This is a genomic window from Allotabrizicola aquatica (SeqCode) (assembly GCF_965194375.1).
GTDB classification, from domain to species: domain Bacteria; phylum Pseudomonadota; class Alphaproteobacteria; order Rhodobacterales; family Rhodobacteraceae; genus Tabrizicola_A; species Tabrizicola_A aquatica.
Genome location: NZ_CBDAEL010000006.1, coordinates 35568 through 53883 on the forward strand (window position 1 = coordinate 35568; position 18316 = coordinate 53883).

At 59.6% G+C, this 18316-nt stretch carries 14 protein-coding genes; 4 read left to right on the forward strand and 10 right to left on the reverse strand.

What is annotated here, in order from left to right; translation table 11 throughout:
- Positions 1-6: 6 nt before the first annotated feature.
- From dapE to AC72UB_RS09430, 3 genes are all read right to left on the reverse strand, one after another.
- A complete protein-coding gene (gene dapE, locus AC72UB_RS09420) occupies positions 7-1155 on the reverse strand; it encodes a succinyl-diaminopimelate desuccinylase (RefSeq protein ID WP_505189540.1) in 1149 nt (382 codons plus the stop codon).
- Positions 1152-2675 carry a M81 family metallopeptidase gene (locus AC72UB_RS09425; protein WP_505189541.1) on the reverse strand — a complete coding sequence of 508 codons (1524 nt, stop codon included), beginning with the start codon at positions 2673-2675 and terminating at the stop codon, positions 1152-1154. Before AC72UB_RS09425 ends, dapE begins: the two co-directional genes overlap by 4 nt.
- Positions 2676-2754: 79 nt before the next feature.
- Positions 2755-3669 carry a MurR/RpiR family transcriptional regulator gene (locus AC72UB_RS09430; protein WP_505189542.1) on the reverse strand — a complete coding sequence of 305 codons (915 nt, stop codon included), beginning with the start codon at positions 3667-3669 and terminating at the stop codon, positions 2755-2757.
- A gap of 125 nt (positions 3670-3794) precedes the next feature.
- On the opposite strand from AC72UB_RS09430, the gene menC reads away from it, so the two are divergent.
- The 3 genes from menC (at position 3795) to AC72UB_RS09445 (ending at position 8605) form a co-directional block, all read left to right on the forward strand.
- Positions 3795-4937 (forward strand): o-succinylbenzoate synthase, encoded by a 1143-nt coding sequence (gene menC / locus AC72UB_RS09435; protein WP_505189543.1) that lies wholly within the window; start codon positions 3795-3797, stop codon positions 4935-4937.
- Entirely contained in the window at positions 4934-5665 is a 732-nt protein-coding gene (locus AC72UB_RS09440) for a GNAT family N-acetyltransferase (RefSeq protein WP_505189544.1), read from the forward strand. The genes menC and AC72UB_RS09440 overlap by 4 nt, the downstream gene beginning before the upstream one ends.
- 462 nt (positions 5666-6127) lie before the next feature.
- Positions 6128-8605, forward strand: coding sequence for a GcvT family protein (locus AC72UB_RS09445; RefSeq protein WP_505189545.1), 2478 nt, complete (start codon positions 6128-6130; stop codon positions 8603-8605).
- Between the two features lie 243 nt (positions 8606-8848).
- On the opposite strand, the gene AC72UB_RS09450 is transcribed toward AC72UB_RS09445, so the two are convergent.
- The 7 genes from AC72UB_RS09450 to AC72UB_RS09480 all read right to left on the reverse strand — a co-directional run bounded on the left by AC72UB_RS09450 (position 8849) and on the right by AC72UB_RS09480 (position 17282).
- Positions 8849-9736, reverse strand: a complete 888-nt coding sequence (locus tag AC72UB_RS09450; RefSeq protein WP_505189546.1) for a DMT family transporter — start codon at positions 9734-9736, stop codon at positions 8849-8851.
- Positions 9733-11214 (reverse strand): FAD-binding oxidoreductase, encoded by a 1482-nt coding sequence (locus AC72UB_RS09455; protein WP_505189639.1) that lies wholly within the window; start codon positions 11212-11214, stop codon positions 9733-9735. The genes AC72UB_RS09450 and AC72UB_RS09455 overlap by 4 nt, the downstream gene beginning before the upstream one ends.
- A 104-nt stretch (positions 11215-11318) precedes the next feature.
- Positions 11319-12107: an ABC transporter permease gene (locus tag AC72UB_RS09460; protein ID WP_505189547.1), complete on the reverse strand. Its 789-nt coding sequence runs from the start codon at positions 12105-12107 to the stop codon at positions 11319-11321.
- Between the two features lie 6 nt (positions 12108-12113).
- Positions 12114-13295, reverse strand: a complete 1182-nt coding sequence (locus tag AC72UB_RS09465) for an ABC transporter permease (RefSeq protein WP_505189548.1) — start codon at positions 13293-13295, stop codon at positions 12114-12116.
- A 15-nt stretch (positions 13296-13310) separates the two neighbouring features.
- Positions 13311-14357 (reverse strand): ABC transporter substrate-binding protein, encoded by a 1047-nt coding sequence (locus AC72UB_RS09470; protein ID WP_505189549.1) that lies wholly within the window; start codon positions 14355-14357, stop codon positions 13311-13313.
- 101 nt (positions 14358-14458) lie between these two features.
- Positions 14459-16153 (reverse strand): FAD-dependent oxidoreductase, encoded by a 1695-nt coding sequence (locus tag AC72UB_RS09475; RefSeq protein ID WP_505189550.1) that lies wholly within the window; start codon positions 16151-16153, stop codon positions 14459-14461.
- A 22-nt stretch (positions 16154-16175) separates the two neighbouring features.
- Positions 16176-17282 carry an ABC transporter ATP-binding protein gene (locus tag AC72UB_RS09480; protein ID WP_505189551.1) on the reverse strand — a complete coding sequence of 369 codons (1107 nt, stop codon included), beginning with the start codon at positions 17280-17282 and terminating at the stop codon, positions 16176-16178.
- A gap of 226 nt (positions 17283-17508) precedes the next feature.
- Here AC72UB_RS09480 and AC72UB_RS09485 point away from each other — a divergent pair, with 226 nt between their 5' ends.
- Positions 17509-18309 (forward strand): IclR family transcriptional regulator, encoded by an 801-nt coding sequence (locus AC72UB_RS09485; protein ID WP_505189552.1) that lies wholly within the window; start codon positions 17509-17511, stop codon positions 18307-18309.
- Positions 18310-18316: the final 7 nt, after the last annotated feature.

Genomic DNA, 18316 nt, shown 5'->3' on the forward strand with positions numbered 1-18316 from the left:
GGCAGCCTATTCGAGATAGTCGCGAAGTATCCGCCCATAAATCGCCTTCAGACCCACGATCTGTGCCACTTCGATCCGCTCATCAACCTGATGCATGGTCTTTCCGACGAGTCCAAACTCGACCACGGGGCAATGACCGCGAACAAAGCGCGCGTCCGACGTGCCTCCGGTCGTTGAAAGCTCGGGCATGAGACCCGTCTTGGCCTTGATGGCCGCTGCGACAAGCTCGACAAGCGGGCCGGGTTGGGTAACGAAACTCTCCCCCCATACGTCCAGCGCGATCTCGAAGCTGATGCCGGTCTCTGCGGTCACCCGTGCCGCTTCGCTTTTCAGCCAAGTATCGAGGCTGGCCGATGAATGGGCGTCATTGTATCGTATGTTGACCTTGGCCACTGCCCGGGCGGGGATCACGTTGTCGGCCGTGTTGCCGGTATCGATCGTGGTGATTGCAAGGGTCGTAGGGTCGAAGTGCGCGGTTCCTCTGTCCAGTTCATGGCTGGCCAGCCCGTCCAGAAGCCGGACCAGAGCGGTCAAGGGGTTTTTCGCGCGGTGAGGATAGGCGGAATGGCCCTGAACACCCGTAGCTGTGATCCGTGCCATCAGGGCCCCACGCCGACCGATCTTGATCATGTCACCCAAGCGCTCGGGGCAGGTCGGCTCGCCCACAAGGCAGACATCCATCCGTTCGCCCGTGGCCTCCATCCAGTCAAGGATGGCGCGCGTTCCATCGGCGCCGATGCCTTCTTCGTCGCCAGTGATAGTCAAGATGATCGCATTCTCACCAAGGCTGGCCTGCCGTGCAAAGTCTACCGCTGCCGCGACAAAGGCAGCAACGCCTGTCTTCATATCGGTCGCCCCTCGGCCCCAAAGCTCCCCGTCGACGATCTGCCCACCGAACGGGTCATGTGTCCATGCCGCTGCATCGCCCACCGGCACCACATCGGTATGACCATTGAACCCGAAGGTGCGCATGGCACCCTTTGGTCCCCAACGAGCGAAAAGGTTGGCAATGCCGTTGCGGTCAACCCGGTGGCATTCAAAGCCGCCAGACGTCAGGAGTGCCTCAAGAAGTTGCAGTGCCCCGCCTTCGGCTGGCGTTACGGTGGGGCAGCGGATCAGCCGCGCTGAAAGTTCTACCGGATCGATCTGGGTCATGGCTCGCCCCCTGAGTAAACTGCTTCCGGGTCAAGCGGCCAGACGGGTCGACGAACCTTGCTATAGGGTTTTCGTGTCAGGTCCGGCGTTGCCAAAGCGCCGCTGTCGCAGACGATGACCTTGCCCGCGATGGGTTCGAAGGCAGCGCGGAAGTGCTGCATGCTCTTCAGCGCCAGGACCGATTTTTCCAAAGGCATGATGCCGAACGCCGCCAGTTGCTGCCGGTCCAGCACCTGTTCAGGCTCGGTCACGACAAGGATGTCGATCCCGTCCACCCGAAGCACCGCCGTCGTTCCGTAGGTCCGCTGAAGCCCGCCCAACATCGGACCATCGCCTCGAAAGGCGCCGTCCGACAGCTTCATGATCTTTCCCGACAGCCGAAGCGGCCCGCCGCCGAAGCCCGGATCGTTCTTGCCGCCCAAATCGACGGTCACAACCTCGCCCTCGCGATGGAGGTGCAATTCCTCTGCCAATGCGGGGTCAACCATCGGGGCGAAGGCTGCGTTGGTCACTCCGGCATCCAGAAGTGCGCGCAGAAGATTGGTCGCATCGCCATAAGCCCCTGCGCCGGGATTGTCGGCATAATCGGCAATGACCAGCGGGCCCCGGCCTGGATCAAAGTCCCTAGCGATGTGCGCGGCCTCTTCGACGGTCAGGTAATCATTGCCGCTGATATGCCGGGCCGCCCAGATGGCGCGGGCATGGGCATCGGCAATTTCACTCGCACGCACGTCTGCCCCCAGGACCGCGCGGTCAAAGGTGACAAGCACACTTGGCCCCGCATCGCGGATATCGGCTTCGGCAAAGCCCGCGTTGAGGGAAACAGTAAGGATGCCCGGTTCTTTTTCCTCTGTGCGAGCACGGGCATAGGCCGCAACCATCGGCCCAGTGTCTGAACGGCCTGAGGTCGCCTCCTCCAGCATCGGCGGGGCGCGGCGCAGGGTAGCGGGGCGGGTCTGGCCCGCCATGGCTGCATGAAGCAAGTGCGCCGCCCTGTGCCCGGCAAAGCGAATGTCGACATGCGGATAGGTTTTGTAGCTGACCCATATCTGGGCAAGGTCCACCATCGTCTGCGTGGCGTTGGCGTGCAGATCCAGCGTCACGGCAATCGGCAGGTCTGGGCCAACGATCTGACGCAGACGACGCAAAAGCTCGCCCTCGCCGTCCTCGCAGAACTCGACCACCTGTGCGCCATGAAGGCCAAGAAGGATGCCGTCAAGCTTGCCCCGCTGTGCCCGGGCCGCGTCGCAGATAATCCCCGCAATATGCTCGAAAGCCTCGCGCGAGACCGGGCCAGCGGGGGCTGCGGTGGCGGAAACCGTGTGATTCAGGGTCCAACCAAGCTCTTTGGCCGCAGCAATGAAACCTGCCAGTTCCGTGTTTTCCGCTGATCCGCGCAGATCAATTGCTGCACTTCCCAGGGCAAGCGTGTCGGAGCGGAAATCACGCAGCTCCGTCAATCCCTTCTTGAACGTATTGTTTTCCGTAAAGAATTCGGCAGAAAGGACGATGTAGGGCATGGCGATCCTTCAGGAAATGCCGGGCGGGGGCGTCATGGCGCTGACGAGATGCCAGAACCTGTCGTGTGCTTTCGCGCCCTTAGCCACTTGCAGGCCCGTCTTTACCGACATGGCCAATGAACTGATCGTAAAGTGTGCTGACGCTTTCCATGCGGGCCTCGACTTCTGCGGCGCCAAGGACCTTGAAAACACCGTTGGCAAGAAGGCCGATCAGGCTACTCATGGCCGACGTTGCATCCCAGAAATGGTTCAGGTCCGTCTGCACGGTCAGGATTTCAGAAACTTTCCCGCGTGCCCAACTGCAATAGGGGTCCGAGATCAGCGTCACCGGGATTCCGCGCGCCTCGGCGGCGAAGGCAAGGTCGTGCGTCAGACGCGAATATCGCCTGCCGTCGAACAGGATGAGGCAGGTCTTTGACGGGTCTGACAGCAGGATTTCGGCAAAATGGCCGCCCGCGACGTCCACTTGAAGCACGCCCGGCCGAAGATATTGCAGGTTATTGGCCAAGCTCGCGCCGTGGCCGCGCTCAGCCTGAAACCCGGCAACGAAGACCTTCGGGCGACTGGCAAGACGCTCCACGACTCGGTCGAACTCTGCCGTGACAGCAAGGGCATACACCGCTGTCAGGGCAGCGATTTCTTTCTCAAGTGCGATGGAGAGTTGCCGGTTGCCCAAAAGGCTGCGCTGATGGAATTCCTGCAACTTGTCGCCGATCAGCCATGCCGGCTCGCTCGACCCGGATTTCAGGCTCGCCTTGAGGTCCTTAATGTCGTCATATCCGATGGACCTGCAGAACCGGCTGATTGAGGCCGCACTGACCCCCGCCTTTTCAGCCAGACTTGCGCCGGTCTCGAACGGCAACTCGGCGAGGTTGGCCAGCAGATAGCCCGCGATTCGACGCTCGACCTTGCTTGCAGAATTGGCACTGGCGTTCAGCCGCGCAATCAACTCGGCGGGGCGATCTTCAGACCTTTCGCTGACCAGTTCAGGCAAAGCTCGACTCCTTTGGAAAGAAAACTGCCAGATGGTGGATGTTCAGTCAATGTTGAAAGGAAGATTTCATAATGCTAGGCTGCGCAGTTGAGAGCATGGCGAACTGCACCATGCGGGAGGTCTCTATGTCGCAAAACCCACCGTCTCATCCGTGCAACGCGCCTCTGCGCATTGACGGCGCCGAGATGCGCCTTGTCAGCCTGCCCTTGGTGACGCCCTTCACCATCGCCACAGGCACGATGTATGAAAAGACCTTCCCGCTGCTGATTCTGAAGGCCAACGGGTTGGAAGGGTATGGCGAAGGGGTCATGGACCCCTTGCCTGATTATCTTGACGAATCCATCACCGGCAGCATGGACTTTGTTCGCACCGTTCTTTTGCCGCAGATCATTGGCAAAAGCTTTGCCAACCCGGCGGAACTAGAGGCGCTGTTAACCCCCTGGCGTGGTTTCTACATGGCCAAGGCCATGGTCGAGATGGCCTTCTGGGACCTTTGGGCCAAGTCGTTGTCCTTGCCTTTGAAGACGCTTCTAGGCGGCACAAGCGACGCGATCGAGGTTGGCGTCTCGCTTGGGATCACATCGGTCGAGGAGACAGTAAAGCGGGCGGTTACACATCAAGAACTGGGCTACAAACGCATCAAGCTGAAGATTAAGCCGGGCCATGATGTGGATGTTGTTGCTGCTGTGCGCAATGTGCTGCCGGGCGCCCACCTGACGGTGGATGCCAACACTTCCTATTCGCTGTCCGACACGGGGGTCTTCCGGGCGCTGGATGCCCTTGACCTTGACTATATAGAGCAGCCGCTGGCTTGGGACGATATTCATGACCATGCCAAGCTGCAGTCCCGCATCAAGACACCGCTCTGTTTGGACGAGAGCATCCGCTCGGTGGCCGATGCCCGCAAGGCGCTGGAAAGCGATGCGGCGCGTGTCATCAACATAAAGGTTGGGCGCGTCGGCGGCCATTTGGAAGCCAAGCGCATCCATGACCTGTGCGCGGCCTTCGACGTGCCCGTCTGGTGCGGCGGCATGCTTGAGGCAGGCATCGGACGGGCGCATAACATCCACCTTTCGACGCAACCGAACTTCCGCAAGCCGGGCGACACCTCCAGCTCCAGTCGCTATTTCACCAAGGACATCATCAACGAGGTCCTAACCGCAGAAGAGGGCCTGATGCCGGTTCCGCCCGGCCCCGGGATCGGCGTGACGCTGGACTGGGACTTCCTTGCCAAAGTTTCCTCGGGCATCGAGGCCTTTTCAAAGTGAGCAAGTCCCTCTCGCAACCCGAAATCCGCGAACTGTCCGGAATGTCGGAATTCCGACAGGCCGAGACCTTGCAGAATGAGGTCTGGGGCAAGGACGACACCGCCGATCCGGCTGATCTTTTGATGGTGATCCAGGCGGAAGGCGGGCTTTGCGCAGGCGCGTTTCTGGAGGGGCAGCTGATCGGCTATGTCTTCGGGTTTCCAACCAAAGACTCTGGCGTGCAGCATTCCCATCGCCTCGCAGTTCATCCGGACGCACGCGGATTACATCTCGGCTCGCGGCTGAAGTGGTATCAGCGCGAGTGGTGCCTTGCGCGTGGTGTCAATCTTGTTCGCTGGACCTTTGACCCTTTGCGCGGATTGAACGCCAGCCTGAACATCGGCACGCTCGGCGCCGTCGTCCGCTCCTATCTTCCCGACTATTACGGTGACATGCAGGGCATCAACGCGGGCCTTCCCTCGGACCGGCTGCTTGCGGAATGGCGCTTGGGCAGCGCCCCAGTCAGAGCCCGAGCGGCCGGGTTGCCAGCGACGGCCCATGGCACGGTGGTGCAGCGGCTGAAGTTGGCCGAAGGGTCTGACGCGATAATTCAGAGCGATCCCCCACGGGCTTTGGCAGAACGGATGCGACTGCGGGCGGCGATCACCGGGGCGATTGCAGAAGGTCACGCCATCATCGGCTACGACCGCGGCGCACAGGAGTATCTGATCGGACCTTTGGAGGCCTAGAGACGCTTATTCCGTAACGGATGCCTTTTCAAAAAGGACCCGTCCAGCCACGACCATAACGACAACCAGGCATTGCCAACTCGCAAGGCGTTCGCCCGGGACCACCACGGCAATCAGAAGGCCAAGGAACCGTTCAGGACTTGTGAACAATGTTGCCCTGAGCGGGTGGAAGTAGCGGCGGGCGGCGAAAAAAGCCAAGCGTCCAAGCCAGCCCATCGATCATGATTTGAACCTGACCTGCCACGACCGGTTCGGGCCCAAGGGAAAGGGCCTAACCCACCAGAACCTTATGCCAGAGCTGATCTTGTGGTGGTTTAGCCTCTACAGGCCGTACAGATGGTCTTCAACAAGAGAGGCAAGCGTCCGGGTCCGCAGCGCATGAATAGAGCTTGACTCGTCTATTTTTCGCACATTACTTTATGAATAAGCTATTACGCAATACATAACTCTGAAGAGGTAGAGATGACAGAAGTGCCCATTCAAGGCGACCCCGCCGGGAATATTGAATCAGCTGCGGTGGTCATCATCGGGGGCGGGGTGGCCGGCTGCTCGGTCGCCTATCATCTGGCAAAGCTTGGTGTTCAGGATGTTGTGCTGCTCGAAAGGCGTCAACTGACCTGCGGGACAACCTGGCACGCTGCAGGAATCGTTACTGAGTTGCGCGCCTCCCACAACATGACCCAGCTCGCGCGGTACTCAAGCGAACTCTATGGGCGCCTCGAAGCTGAAACGGGGGTGGCGACTGGGCTCAAACGGAACGGTTGCATTCGCGTCGCCAAAACCGCTGAACGCCTGCACGAATTCAAGCGAGGCGTCTCGATGGCCCACAACTTCGGCATCGAGGGTCACGTCGTCAGTCCCGCCGAGATACGCGAACGGTGGCCGCACCTGGAAGTGGAAGACGTCGTCGGCGGGACTTGGTATCCAAATGACGGCCAGATCAATCCAGTGGATGTAACACTGGCCATGGCCGCAGGCGCACGGCGCGGTGGTGTGCGTATTCTAGAGAATGTCAAAGTCCAAAACATTCTGGTCGAGAACTCGAGGGCTGTCGGCGTGCAGCTTGCCGACCGTGTCATCCGAGCTGGAAAGGTCGTAATTGCAGGGGGAATGTGGTCGCGTGACCTGGCACGTACGGCCGGAGCATCGGTGCCCCTGCATGCCGCCGAACATTTCTACATGGTCACCGAACCGATCCCCGAGTTGAAGCGGAACCTGCCGGTGGCGCTCGTGCCCGACGAGTACGCCTACTACAAGGAAGACGCGGGAAAGATCCTGATGGGCTGTTTTGAGCCGGTCGCCAAGCCTTGGGGCCATAAAGGCATTCCAGAAAGTTTCTGTTTTGATTCGCTGCCTGAAGACCTCGACCACTTCGAACCCGTTCTGGAGGCAGCGACGCGCCGAGTCCCACTTCTGAAGAATGCTGGGATCCAACTGTTCTTCAACGGCCCCGAGAGCTTCACTCCCGACGATCGGTACTTGCTGGGCGAGACGCCTGAAGTGCAGGGCCTTTTTTGCATCTGCGGGTTCAATTCCGTCGGCATTCTGTCGTCCGGCGGCGCGGGGCGGCTCTTGGCGAGTTGGATCAAGGACGGACGCTCGCCGATGGATGTTGCCGATGTGGATATCCGCCGGATGCAACCCTTCCAGTCGACAAAGCAGTATCTTTTCGACCGCACCAAGGAAACGCTCGGCCTGTTGTTCCAGATGCACTGGCCTTCACGCCAGTATGACACGGCGCGTGGTGCGCGCCACAGCCCCTTCCACGATCGCCTTCTTGCCGCTGGGGCAATCATGACCGAAGGTGCCGGACACGAAAGGCCCGGTCTTTTCCGACGCAAGGGCGTGACGGAACCGCTGGACTTCTCTTACGAGCGCCCAAGCTGGTTTTCGGCCGTCGGCGAAGAGTGCCGGCACACTGCCGCAGGCGTCAGCCTCTTTGACCAATCCTGCTTCGCAAAGTTTACCGTCGAGGGGCGGGATGCCTGCAAGGTTCTTGGCCAGATCAGCGCCGGTGACGTGGATGTTGAACCTGGGCGCGTTGTCTACACCCAATGGCTGAACGAGCGCGGGGGTATCGAGGCGGATGTTACTGTCACGAGGCTTGGCTCAGACCGGTTCATGGTCGTGACCGGCCCAGCTTCGCATACGCGCGACCTTGCCTGGTTGCGGCGTCATGTTCCAGAGGACGCTCGCGCCCATGTGGCGGACGCCAGCGCTGGTCTTGCCATGCTGACCCTCATGGGCCCCGACTCCCGGGACCTGTTGACGCGCCTATCCGGAGAGGATCTGTCAAACGAGGCTTTCCCCTTCGGCAGCGCACGCGAAATCGAGATCGGATATGCAAGGGTCTTGGCGCAGCGTATCACTTATGTGGGCGAACTCGGCTGGGAACTTTATGTGCCTGCCGACTTTGCACAGCATGTCTTCGACCGGATCGTCGAGGCGGGCGGCGACAGGCTGCGCCATGCTGGCTATTTTGCGCTCAATTCCTTACGCATGGAGAAGGGATACCGGCACTGGGGCCACGACATCGGCGAAGAAGATACGCCGATCGAGGCGGGCTTGGGCTTTGCGGTGGCCTGGAACAAACCCGGAGGGTTCCTTGGTCGCGACGCGCTTTTGAATGCCAAGGCCGTCGGCAAGCCCCGCCGCAGGATGGTAATGATTAGGCTCGAAGGCGGCGACAAGGCTCCTCTCCTCCACCATAACGAGCCAATCCTGCTGGACGGGCGGATGATAGGCTCGGTAACCACGGGCGCATTCGGGCATCGCGTTGGGGCTTCGCTGGCCCTTGGCATGATCCGCTCCGAGGACGGTGTCGACGCAGCTTTTCTGGCCAATGGCAAGTTCGAGGTTGAGATCGCCTGCGATCGGTTCCCTGCAGAGCTGCGTCTGGGCGCCTGGTATGATCCCAAACTGGAGCGCGTGCGGGCATGAAACCGTGGCAGCCCGGCGACCAGTTCGCCGGCCTGCCGGCCAAGCCTCGGCACGGTGGAGCGGCGGTTGTAAGTGGCCGAAGGGTCGGACGCGAGCATCCAAAGCGATCGCCAAACCGCCTTGGCAGAACGGATGCGACTGAGGGCTGCGATCACCAGCGCGGTTGCCGAAGGTCACGCTATCATCAGCCTTGACCGCAACGCGCGGGACTATCTGATTGGGCCTACGGAGGCAAAGGGGCGTTCATTCCTTGCCGGATGCCTTTTCAAAAAGGACGAGCCCGGCCACGACCACACCGACGCCCAGCCATTGCCAGCCTCCAAGGTGTTCGCCCAGCACCGCCACGGCAATCAGAACGCCAAGCAGCGGCTCTAGATTGCTGATCATCGTGGCCCGGACTGGCGAGATATAGCGGAAGGCTGCGAAGAAGGCTAAAAGCCCGAGGGCAGAGCCGAGACCAGCAAGGAGCAGGCCAATCCATCCCAAAGTGGAGACGGGCATGGACCAAGCGCCAAGGCCGGTGGTGACCGCGGAAAAGAAGACCGACGTAATGACGCCCGAATAAACCATGATCTGAACCGAGCTTGCCCCTTTCTGCGCCTCGACCGCGAACAGGATCAGCCCGCAGACGGCTACCGATGCCAGCGTGGCGAGCGCAATTCCAAGCGGGTCCAAAACTGCCAGTTCGGGGCCAATCGCAAGGGTCAGGCCCAACAGAACCGCTATGGCAAGACCTATCTTGCGGCCGTTCAGCCTCTCGGTCCCACGCAGATGGGCGATAAGCGCCAGAAGCAAAGGGTGAGTGAAGTAAATCAGGACCACTAGACTGACAGGAACATGAGCAACCGAACCGATGTAGCCGTAGGCCATAAACAGATAGGCTATTCCAGCAAGAAGGCAGGCCGTTAGAGCCCCGCGTCCTATGGCGAAGCTTTGACTAGTGGCCAGCATCGCCAAGGACAGGACCACGACCGCAATCAACCCACGGGCGCTAAGCACAGTCAGTGTCGTCGCGCCTGCTTCAAGGGCCAGTTTTGCCGCCGTCGGGACCACAGCGGTCAGGATTGCAGACAAGACTACGAGGAATATCCCGGTGGCTTGGCGGGACGAGGGTGCAAGATCAATGTTCATGGTGCTCCACCATCGTCACAGACGCCGTCCAGCTTTACAAAATTGCCTTCGGCGTCTGGAATGGTCTTGCCCGGATTGAGGATCGCAAACGGGTCGAGCGCCAAACGGATGGCGCGCATGGTCTCGAGCGCAACACTGTTCTTGTGGGTCCGCATCGACGAGAGTTTGAGAAGACCAATTCCGTGCTCGGCGGAGAAGGTTCCCCCTAGCTTGATGGCCTCCTCGTCAATGGCCGCCCGAATGGCGTCGCAGAGGGTCGGATCGGAGCGGGACGGCAGAGCGGTGTAATGAATGTTGCCATCACCAAGATGAGCCACAGCCAAATCGTCGGATTGGGGATCCAGTTCTAGGATGCGCGCGCGCGCAGCCAGGAGAAAGGGCTCAACACAATCAAGCGGCACCGCCACATCAGTGTCAACACAGGGATGGCGATCGAGCGTGAGATGGGCTGCGGCTTCGCGCACCGCCCACATGTCACGCCGCTGTGCTTCCGACTGGGCGATGACCGCGTCGAGAACGATGCCATCCTGCAGACCTTGTCCCAAAACGCTTTCGAGACGACTGGAAAGAGACGATGACTCGTCCAGAACGTCATCCGCATCGGTGACCGAATGCCGGGCCACCTCGACCAGGATACAATGTTCAAAAGGGGCCCCGAAAGGTTCGCGGGCTCCGTGGATCTTTTGAAGATAAGTCTTGATGAATCTGCGCGGCATGTATTCGAAAGCCTCAACCGCTCCCGGCATTGCGTCATGCAGAATCCCCAAGAGTTTTAGTGCGGCGCCAATGGACGGCATCGCGATCATTGCGGTGGCGTATTCGCGTGGCTTTGAAACGAGTTTGAGGGTGGCGGCGGTGATGATGCCTAGTGTTCCCTCAGCGCCGATGAACAGATGTCGCAAAGCGTACCCACTGTTGTCCTTATGCAGCTCGGACATGAGGTCCAGAACGCGGCCATCAGCCAGGACGACCTCCAGGCCAAGGCACTGTTCCCGAGCCGAGCCGTACCGCAGAACATTCGAGCCGCCAGCATTGGTCGACAACGCTCCGCCAATCATTGCAGACTCGCGGGCTCCGAACGAAAGCGGAAAGTGGAGGTCATGAAGCGCTGCCTCTTCCTGAAGACGATGAATGGTCACCCCCGCTTCGGCAATCATGACGCGGGCGTCCGGCTTTACAGCGCGGATGCGGTTCATGCGATCCAACGAAATAACCGCAGCACCTTCTGCCATACTCCCACCTGTCAAACCGGTTCGGCCACTTGCGGGAACGACGGGTTGGCGCGCCGCACTTGCAAGACGAAGAATACGCGCCAGCTCCTCAGTCGAGCCGGGACGCGCGACAAGGAGTGGCTCTCCACGCCAATCGCCGGTCCAATCACACGCCCAAGCGGCCGTATCTGTGCCAGTCAGCACGTAGGAAGAACCGATCACATCCTCTACGGATTTCAGAAAACCCAATTGGACCCTGGAAATCATATTGCTCACGTCGCTCTCCAGCGCTGTTTCCGAGATCCCAACACGTTGGGCATCAAATGCTTACATAAGCGAGATGCGGTTTCGGCTATCACTGTGGTAGTTCCTTACTTCTGCTGCGCACGGGCACGGCGCTGCAGGCGCTGCATCAGGATGAACAAGGTGGTCGAAAAGAGGATCATCAAGGTCGCGACAGCCGTATAAGCCGGCGTCATTGGGCTTCGCATCGCTGTGAATAACTCCTTCGGCAGCGTGCGCTGGTCCGGGCCGGCAATAAACAGCGCAACGACCACATCGTCGAAAGAAGTTGCAAAGGCAAAAAGCGCCCCCGATGCCATAGCTGGCATGATAATGGGCAGGGTGACCGACAGGAACGCCAGTCGCGGCGTCGCACCGCAAGCGGCTGCTGCCCGCGAGAGATTTGGGTCAAGCAATTCCAGCGCCGTCAGAACAGGCAGCACGACAAAGGGCACAGCGATGATCGTATGTCCAAGAACCAATCCAAGATAGCTGTTGGTCAGGCCAAGTGGAGCCATGAAGAAATATGCACTGACCGCAATCAGGATCACAGGGACGATCATCGGCGCGATGAAGAGCATCTTCAGTGCGCCAGCCCAACCTGATTGCGACCGGGCGAGGCCCAAGGCAGAGAGTGTTCCCAGCGCCACCGACAGGACCGTGGCCAGTACGCCGACAAACAGAGAGTTCGCGATGGCCTTTACCCACTTATCGCCAAATAGCACTTCTTCGTACCATTGCAGCGAGAAACCCGGCAGCGGGTAACTCACTAGATTGCCGCTTGAGAACGAGAGCGGAATGACAACCAAAATCGGTGCAATCAGATAGACCAGAATGGCTGCGCAAAACGTCCAGTAGATGAGTTTCCAAAGGTACATGCGACTTCACCCTGCAAGCTGAGTGCGGCCGCCCGAAAGTTTTTGGGCAATCGCATAAAGGACAAGTGTGAGGATCAGCATGATAAGGCCCAGCGTCGCGGCCATGCCCCAGTTCCCCGTGTCGGTCGTATAGTTCGCGACAAAGAAGGACAGCATTTGGTCAGAGGCTCCACCCACTAGGGCAGGCGTGATGTAGTAGCCAAGGGCCTGAATGAAGACCATGAGGCCCCCGGCGACCAAGCCCGGTGCAGCGAGCGGAACATAGACCCAGAAGAAGCGCGTGACTGGTCCTGCCCCGAGGCTGGCAGCCGCTTTCATGTACAGTGGCGGGATGCCCTTGATGACGCCGTAGAGCGGCAGGATCATGAAGGGCAGCAGGACATGTGTCATCGAGATCAGCACACCTGTCCGGTTGTAGATGAGGTCCAAGGGTTCCGCGAGAAAGCCTAGATCAATCAGCGTCTTGTTGATCAGGCCCTCGCGCTGCAAAAGGACAACCCAGCCTGCTGTCCGCACCAAAAGCGATGTCCAGAACGGAAGCAGGACCAGCACCATGAGCCAGTCGGCGGTTTTTTCGCTCACGGAAGTCAGCAGATGCGCGAGGGGAAACCCAAGGAGAATGCAACCTAATGTCACAGAACCGCTGATGAGCAGGGTTCGGAACAAGACATCAATATAGATGCGATACTCTTCCGGTGCCCACTCGATATCGCCGATAAAGTCGCGCTGAAGGTCAAAGGCGGACAAGAGATAGAAGCCCGACACCGGCCCGCGCGCGCGTTGGACAACCGCGAAGAACTCCGGACTAGCGAGATTGGGATCCAGTTCAGCAAAGAAGGCGCTGTCAAACTGCGTCCCTTCCGGCTCTGCCCCTACTTTCTTGGAAGCGCGCATGATGGTGGTACGTAGGCCCGGAATTTCGTAGTTCAACCGACGCGCAGCGTGGGCGAGTGTCTCGTTTTCTCGGGCAGTCACAAGGTCGCCGGCGAAGGCCGCAAAAACTGCAGGAGGCAACGGGGTGCCATAATGCCAACCTTCAAGCGCCTCGATGGTTTGGGGTAGTGCGCGAGGTACTTCAACCTCGCGCACCGATTTTGACAGCAGGTCGGCTATCGGACCCGCGAAGAATACCAGAAGAAAGGCCGCCAACGGCGCCAAGAGCAACAGCCGATGACGGACTTTCTGCATGGCGAGTCTCCCTGCTCAGTTTGTGCCGGTCCAGGCCGCCCAACGTTCGGCCAGCTTGTCACCGTTGTCGTTCCAGAACGTCGCATCCTCATGGAAGACGACCGCCAGGTTTTCAGGAGCCGTCGGCAACTGGCTGAGCAGCGCCGCATCGATCAGAGCGTCGGCCCCGACCGCCGTGGTACCGTAGGGCGAGTACGGCACAATGAGGGCCTGATTTTCAGGACGGCCCATGAACTCGATCAGCTTCAGGGCTTCGTCTTTGTTCGGCGAGCCCTTCATGATGACCCAGCTGTCCATCGTGTAAGGCGAATCCTTCCAGACCACCTTGAAGTTCTTGCCGTCGTTCTTGTTGGCGTTGAAGATCCGCCCGTTATAGGCGGCGGCCATCACGACGTCGCCAGCGGCCAGCATCTCGATGGGTTGTCCCCCGCTCTTCCAGAAGACGAGATCGGCCTTGATCGTGTCCAGCTTGGCAAAGGCGCGATCGACGCCTTCGGGCGTTTTCAGAAGGTCATAGACCTGATCCGCGGGGACCCCGTCGGCCAAAAGGGCGATCTCGAGGCTCCATTTCGCGTTGTTGCGAAGCGCGCGCTTGCCGGGGAATTTGGCTGTATCGAAGAAGTCAGCCCAATCCTGGGGCCCATCAGCCATCTTGTCGCCATCATAGGCCAACATGATATTCCAGACTAGGGCGCCGACACCGCAGGTGCTGACCCCGCCCGGGATGTAGCGATCGACACCGCCGATGGCAGCCGGGTCAATCTCCTCGAATAGACCCTCGTCACACCCGGCCGCAACTTCGGGCGCCTCGGTCAGGACGATATCCCAAGTGTTGCTGCCACCTTCGATCTTGGTGCGCAACACCCCGAGTCCGCCGTCCCAGGTTTCCTCGTTGATCTTGATGCCATTCGCCTCGGCATAGGGCGCCCAATAGACGGCATGCAGTCCTTCCTGGTGCGGACCACCCCAGCCGACGACCGTCAGGTCATTGGCTGCGGCAGCCTGTCCAAGGCAAGCGACGGCAAAGATGCCCATCGCCATAGTCTTTACGGTGTTCTTCATTTGACTTCCTCCCTTTTTCTCTATTCGTAATTTATTACACCAAGAGGGTGCTCGTTATCCTGACTTCCGACCAAACATTGCCCGTCGCGTCTCCGGATAACTCAGCTGCCCACAGAGATGTGCCGAGCGGCCAGATGGCCAAAAACCAGGGCCGGACCCAGCGTGATGCCCGCCCCCGGATAGGTTCCGCCCATGAAGCTGGCGGCATCGTTGCCCACAACATAAAGCCCCGCGACCGGCTGGCCGGCGGTATCGAGCGCGCGGGCGTGGGCGTCCGTGCGCATGCCGATGAAGGTTCCTATGTCACCTGGTACAAGGCGAACGGCATAGAATGGCCCCCGATCAATTGGGGCGACACAGGGGTTCGGACCATGCCCGATACTGCCATTGAAGCGCTGATAGGGATCAGTGCCCTTACCGAACTCGGGATCCTCGCCCAAGGCGGCCCCCTTGTTTAGCCGCGAAACTGTTTGACTAAGGCCCTTTGAGTCAATGCCGCAGAGCGCGGCCAGTTCCAGCAATGTATCGGCCTGCTTGATGTATCCCGACGCAATATGGCGGCCCAGACGACCAGGCCGGGGTGGTGCTGCGCCCAGACCATAGGCCGCGATTGCAGTTGAGTCGCAGATGAGATGGCAGTGGACATCTGGATCGTTGCGGCAGGCCTCGACCATAGCTGGTACGAAATCGTGGTAAGAGGTGGCCTCGTTGATGAACCTCCGCCCGCGCTTGTCGACTGCGATGTACCCTGCCTTGCCGCGATCGATGAAGTGGGGAAAGGGGATTGTTGTCCCATCCTTCTGCGGCACCAGAGAGATCGGGACCCAGGCCGCAGGCTGGGCCTGCCCTTCCACGACGGCCACATTAAGCGAACGGCCAAGCCGGATGCCGTCACCGGTGTTGTCGGCTGGGGCGACGGTTCGATGGTTCTTGCCCGCCGATACATGGTCATAAAGCCGCGCCCGGAGTTCGTCATTTGCAGGAAAGCCGCCGCAGGCCAGAACCACACCCTTGCGGGCGCGGATCATGCGGCGACCCTCTGACCCCTCGACCACCGCGCCTGTCACACGCCCCGCCTCCGTCGTAAGTTCAACCACCGGCGTTTTCAGCATAAGCTTCACGCCGCGCTCAAAAGCCGACTGGGCCAACATGGCGACAAGCGCGTTACCATTCGAAAGACGGGTGCCGCGGCTGTAACTGATCCGGTCTTTCGCATAGCGCAGGAACAACTTGCCCACATGACTGGCCGAAGACAGTTTCTTGGTCATGGTAAAGAACTGCGGCAGATCCTCGCGCCCCACCATCATGCCCCCGAGGATCGTCGTCGTCTTCAGCGGCGGGCGGAGTTTGTCGAACCATTTGCCCAGGGTACGGCCATCGAAAGGGCGCGGCCCAAGCGACCTCCCACCTTTGGAGGCACCAGGCTGGCCAGGGTGATAATCGCTCCATGCCGGCGACAGCATGTAGGAGACATGACTGTTGGCCTCGAACCACTCCAGCACCTCGGCAGCATGGTCGGCGAAGGTCTCTGCCTTGTCGCGATCCAGGCGGTTTCCGGCTTCAGCCTGTAAGTAGGTCAGGACGTCTTCTTTGTTATCGGAAATCCCGGCCTCGCGGGCCTGGCGGCTACCAGGAATCCAGATAACCCCAGCCGAAAAGCAGGTCGTGCCACCAAAGACATCGGCCTTCTCAACCATGAGCACGTCGAGACCATCGATGGCAGCGGTCAGTGCCGCCGCAAAGCCCGAAGCGCCGGAACCCGCCACAAGCACATCACATTCCAAATCCATCGCCATCATGGCTCCTCGCTTTCGTTCTTCAGAAGATCCAGGCGTCTTCGGGGCGAAACCCGAGGACGACCGGTTGTCCGACGGTCAGGTCCGTAGGCACCGACCCAACATTGACTTTGACAGTCCAATTCTCAGACGGAAGATCGCTGCCTGAGCCTGCAAGAGCCGCGACAAGCCGCCAGTGGTCGCCCTGCTGAATGATGTCGACCAACCGGGCGCTTATCCGGTTGCCGGTATCAAGTTGCCCTTCATGGAGGCCAACTCTCAAAAACTCGGGACGAACGCACAGAACTTTGGAAGGCTCATTTGTGATTTGGCCTGCCAGACGGCCACGCAAGGCGAGGCCGTTGGCTAAGCGGATTCCAATCTGCCCCGCCGGGGCAACCGATTCAGGCTCGGCCTTTCCCTCAACTTTGTTGTTGTCCCCCAAGAAGCCAGCAACAAACGTATTGCAAGGCGCATCATACAGTTGTTGAGGCGGCCCGATCTGCTCGATCCTGCCGTGATTGAAGACAGCAACTCGATCAGACATCACCATCGCTTCGGACTGGTCATGGGTCACGAAAGCCATTGTAACGCCCAATTCCCGATGCAGGCGGCGGATTTCGAGCTGCATTTCTTCGCGCAGCTTCTTGTCCAGTGCGGACAGAGGCTCATCCAAAAGGACAAGGCGCGGCTCGAACACGAGTGCGCGCGCCAGAGCGACCCGCTGCTGCTGACCGCCGGACAGTTGGTGAGGCATGCGCTCGGCGAATTGTGCAAGCCGGACCTTTTCTAACGCGCCGTTCACGCGCGCTTCAGTCTCACTTCGCGAAAGACGGCGAACCTTTAGAGGGAAGGCGACATTCTCGGCGACCGAAAGATGCGGGAACAGCGCATGGCTTTGGAAGACGACGCCCATATTCCTGCGATGCGCGGGCAGTGTCTCGATGGGGATGCCATCAAAACGGATTGTCCCTGCGCTCGGTCGTTCGAAGCCTGCCAGCATCATGAGGGACGTGGTCTTTCCTGAACCGGACGGCCCGAGCAATGTCAGGAACTCACCTTGTTCAATCCCAAGATTCAAGTTGTCTACCGCGATGACGGTTTTCCCAGCGTAATGCTTTGAAACATTCTCGAACTGGATCAGAGACATGTGTGCCACCTCACCAACAAGTCGATAGCTTGCGACTGTAGCGACGTGCTCACTAAACTTGCCGAAGACAGGGTCTTGGACAGCAGCATTCTGGATTATTCCTCCGCACGTACGTAGTCATTATTATGATTAGCGTAACTAATTACACGAATGTAGCCTAAGGTGCTGGCAACCACCTTGTCAATGCCTTCTGAATGCCAGAAAAGAGAGTAGGGAGACTGGGAAAATGGATACTCGGGCAGAAGACAAACAGCAGGGAAGCGTTCAGTCGGTCGAGGTGGCAGGAGAGGTTCTCCGCGCACTGATGGCGGCAGACGGCCCCATGCGCCTTTCCGATCTTGCCCAAGCGTCGGGAATGCACCCTGCAAAGGCACACCGTTATCTCGTTAGCCTGACCCGGATCGGACTTGCATCTCAGGACACCGCGACCGGCCTTTACGACCTTGGGCCGATGGCGCTGCAGATGGCGCTCAAAGGCTTCATCCGTTTTGACATTCTGCGGCAGTCCGTCGACTGCATCGAGCAGCTGGGACGCGAAATTGGCGAGACGGTTGCGCTGGTCATCTGGGGCGAAGCCGGGCCAAAGTTCATCCGGATGGCAGAAGCCCGCCACGGGCAGGCCAGCACTGTTCCAATCACCCATATCTGCCCGCTTACGTGGTCCGCGACTGGCCTCTTGTTCAGCGCCTATGAGGCCTCGACGCGCACCGCGGCACTGATCCATCGCGAGATCGAACAGAACAAGCTGCTCAACCGGACAAATGCACCCGTGAGCATGGCAGAACTTGACGGAATGGTCGCTACGATCCGTTCGAACGGCGTTTCGACGATTGAGAATGGGGGAAACAGCGGCAACGCAGCTGTAAGTGCTCCCGTCTTCGATGGATCTGGCAAGTTCATTATGGGGATCAGCGTTTTCGCCAAGGCTGGGCGAATCGACACCAGCCTTGATGGCAATCTAGTACGAAAGGTCACCAGCGCAACGCGCAGGCTGTCCGATGCGTTTTCTGGGCGAAAGAGCTTCTGAAAGCTGG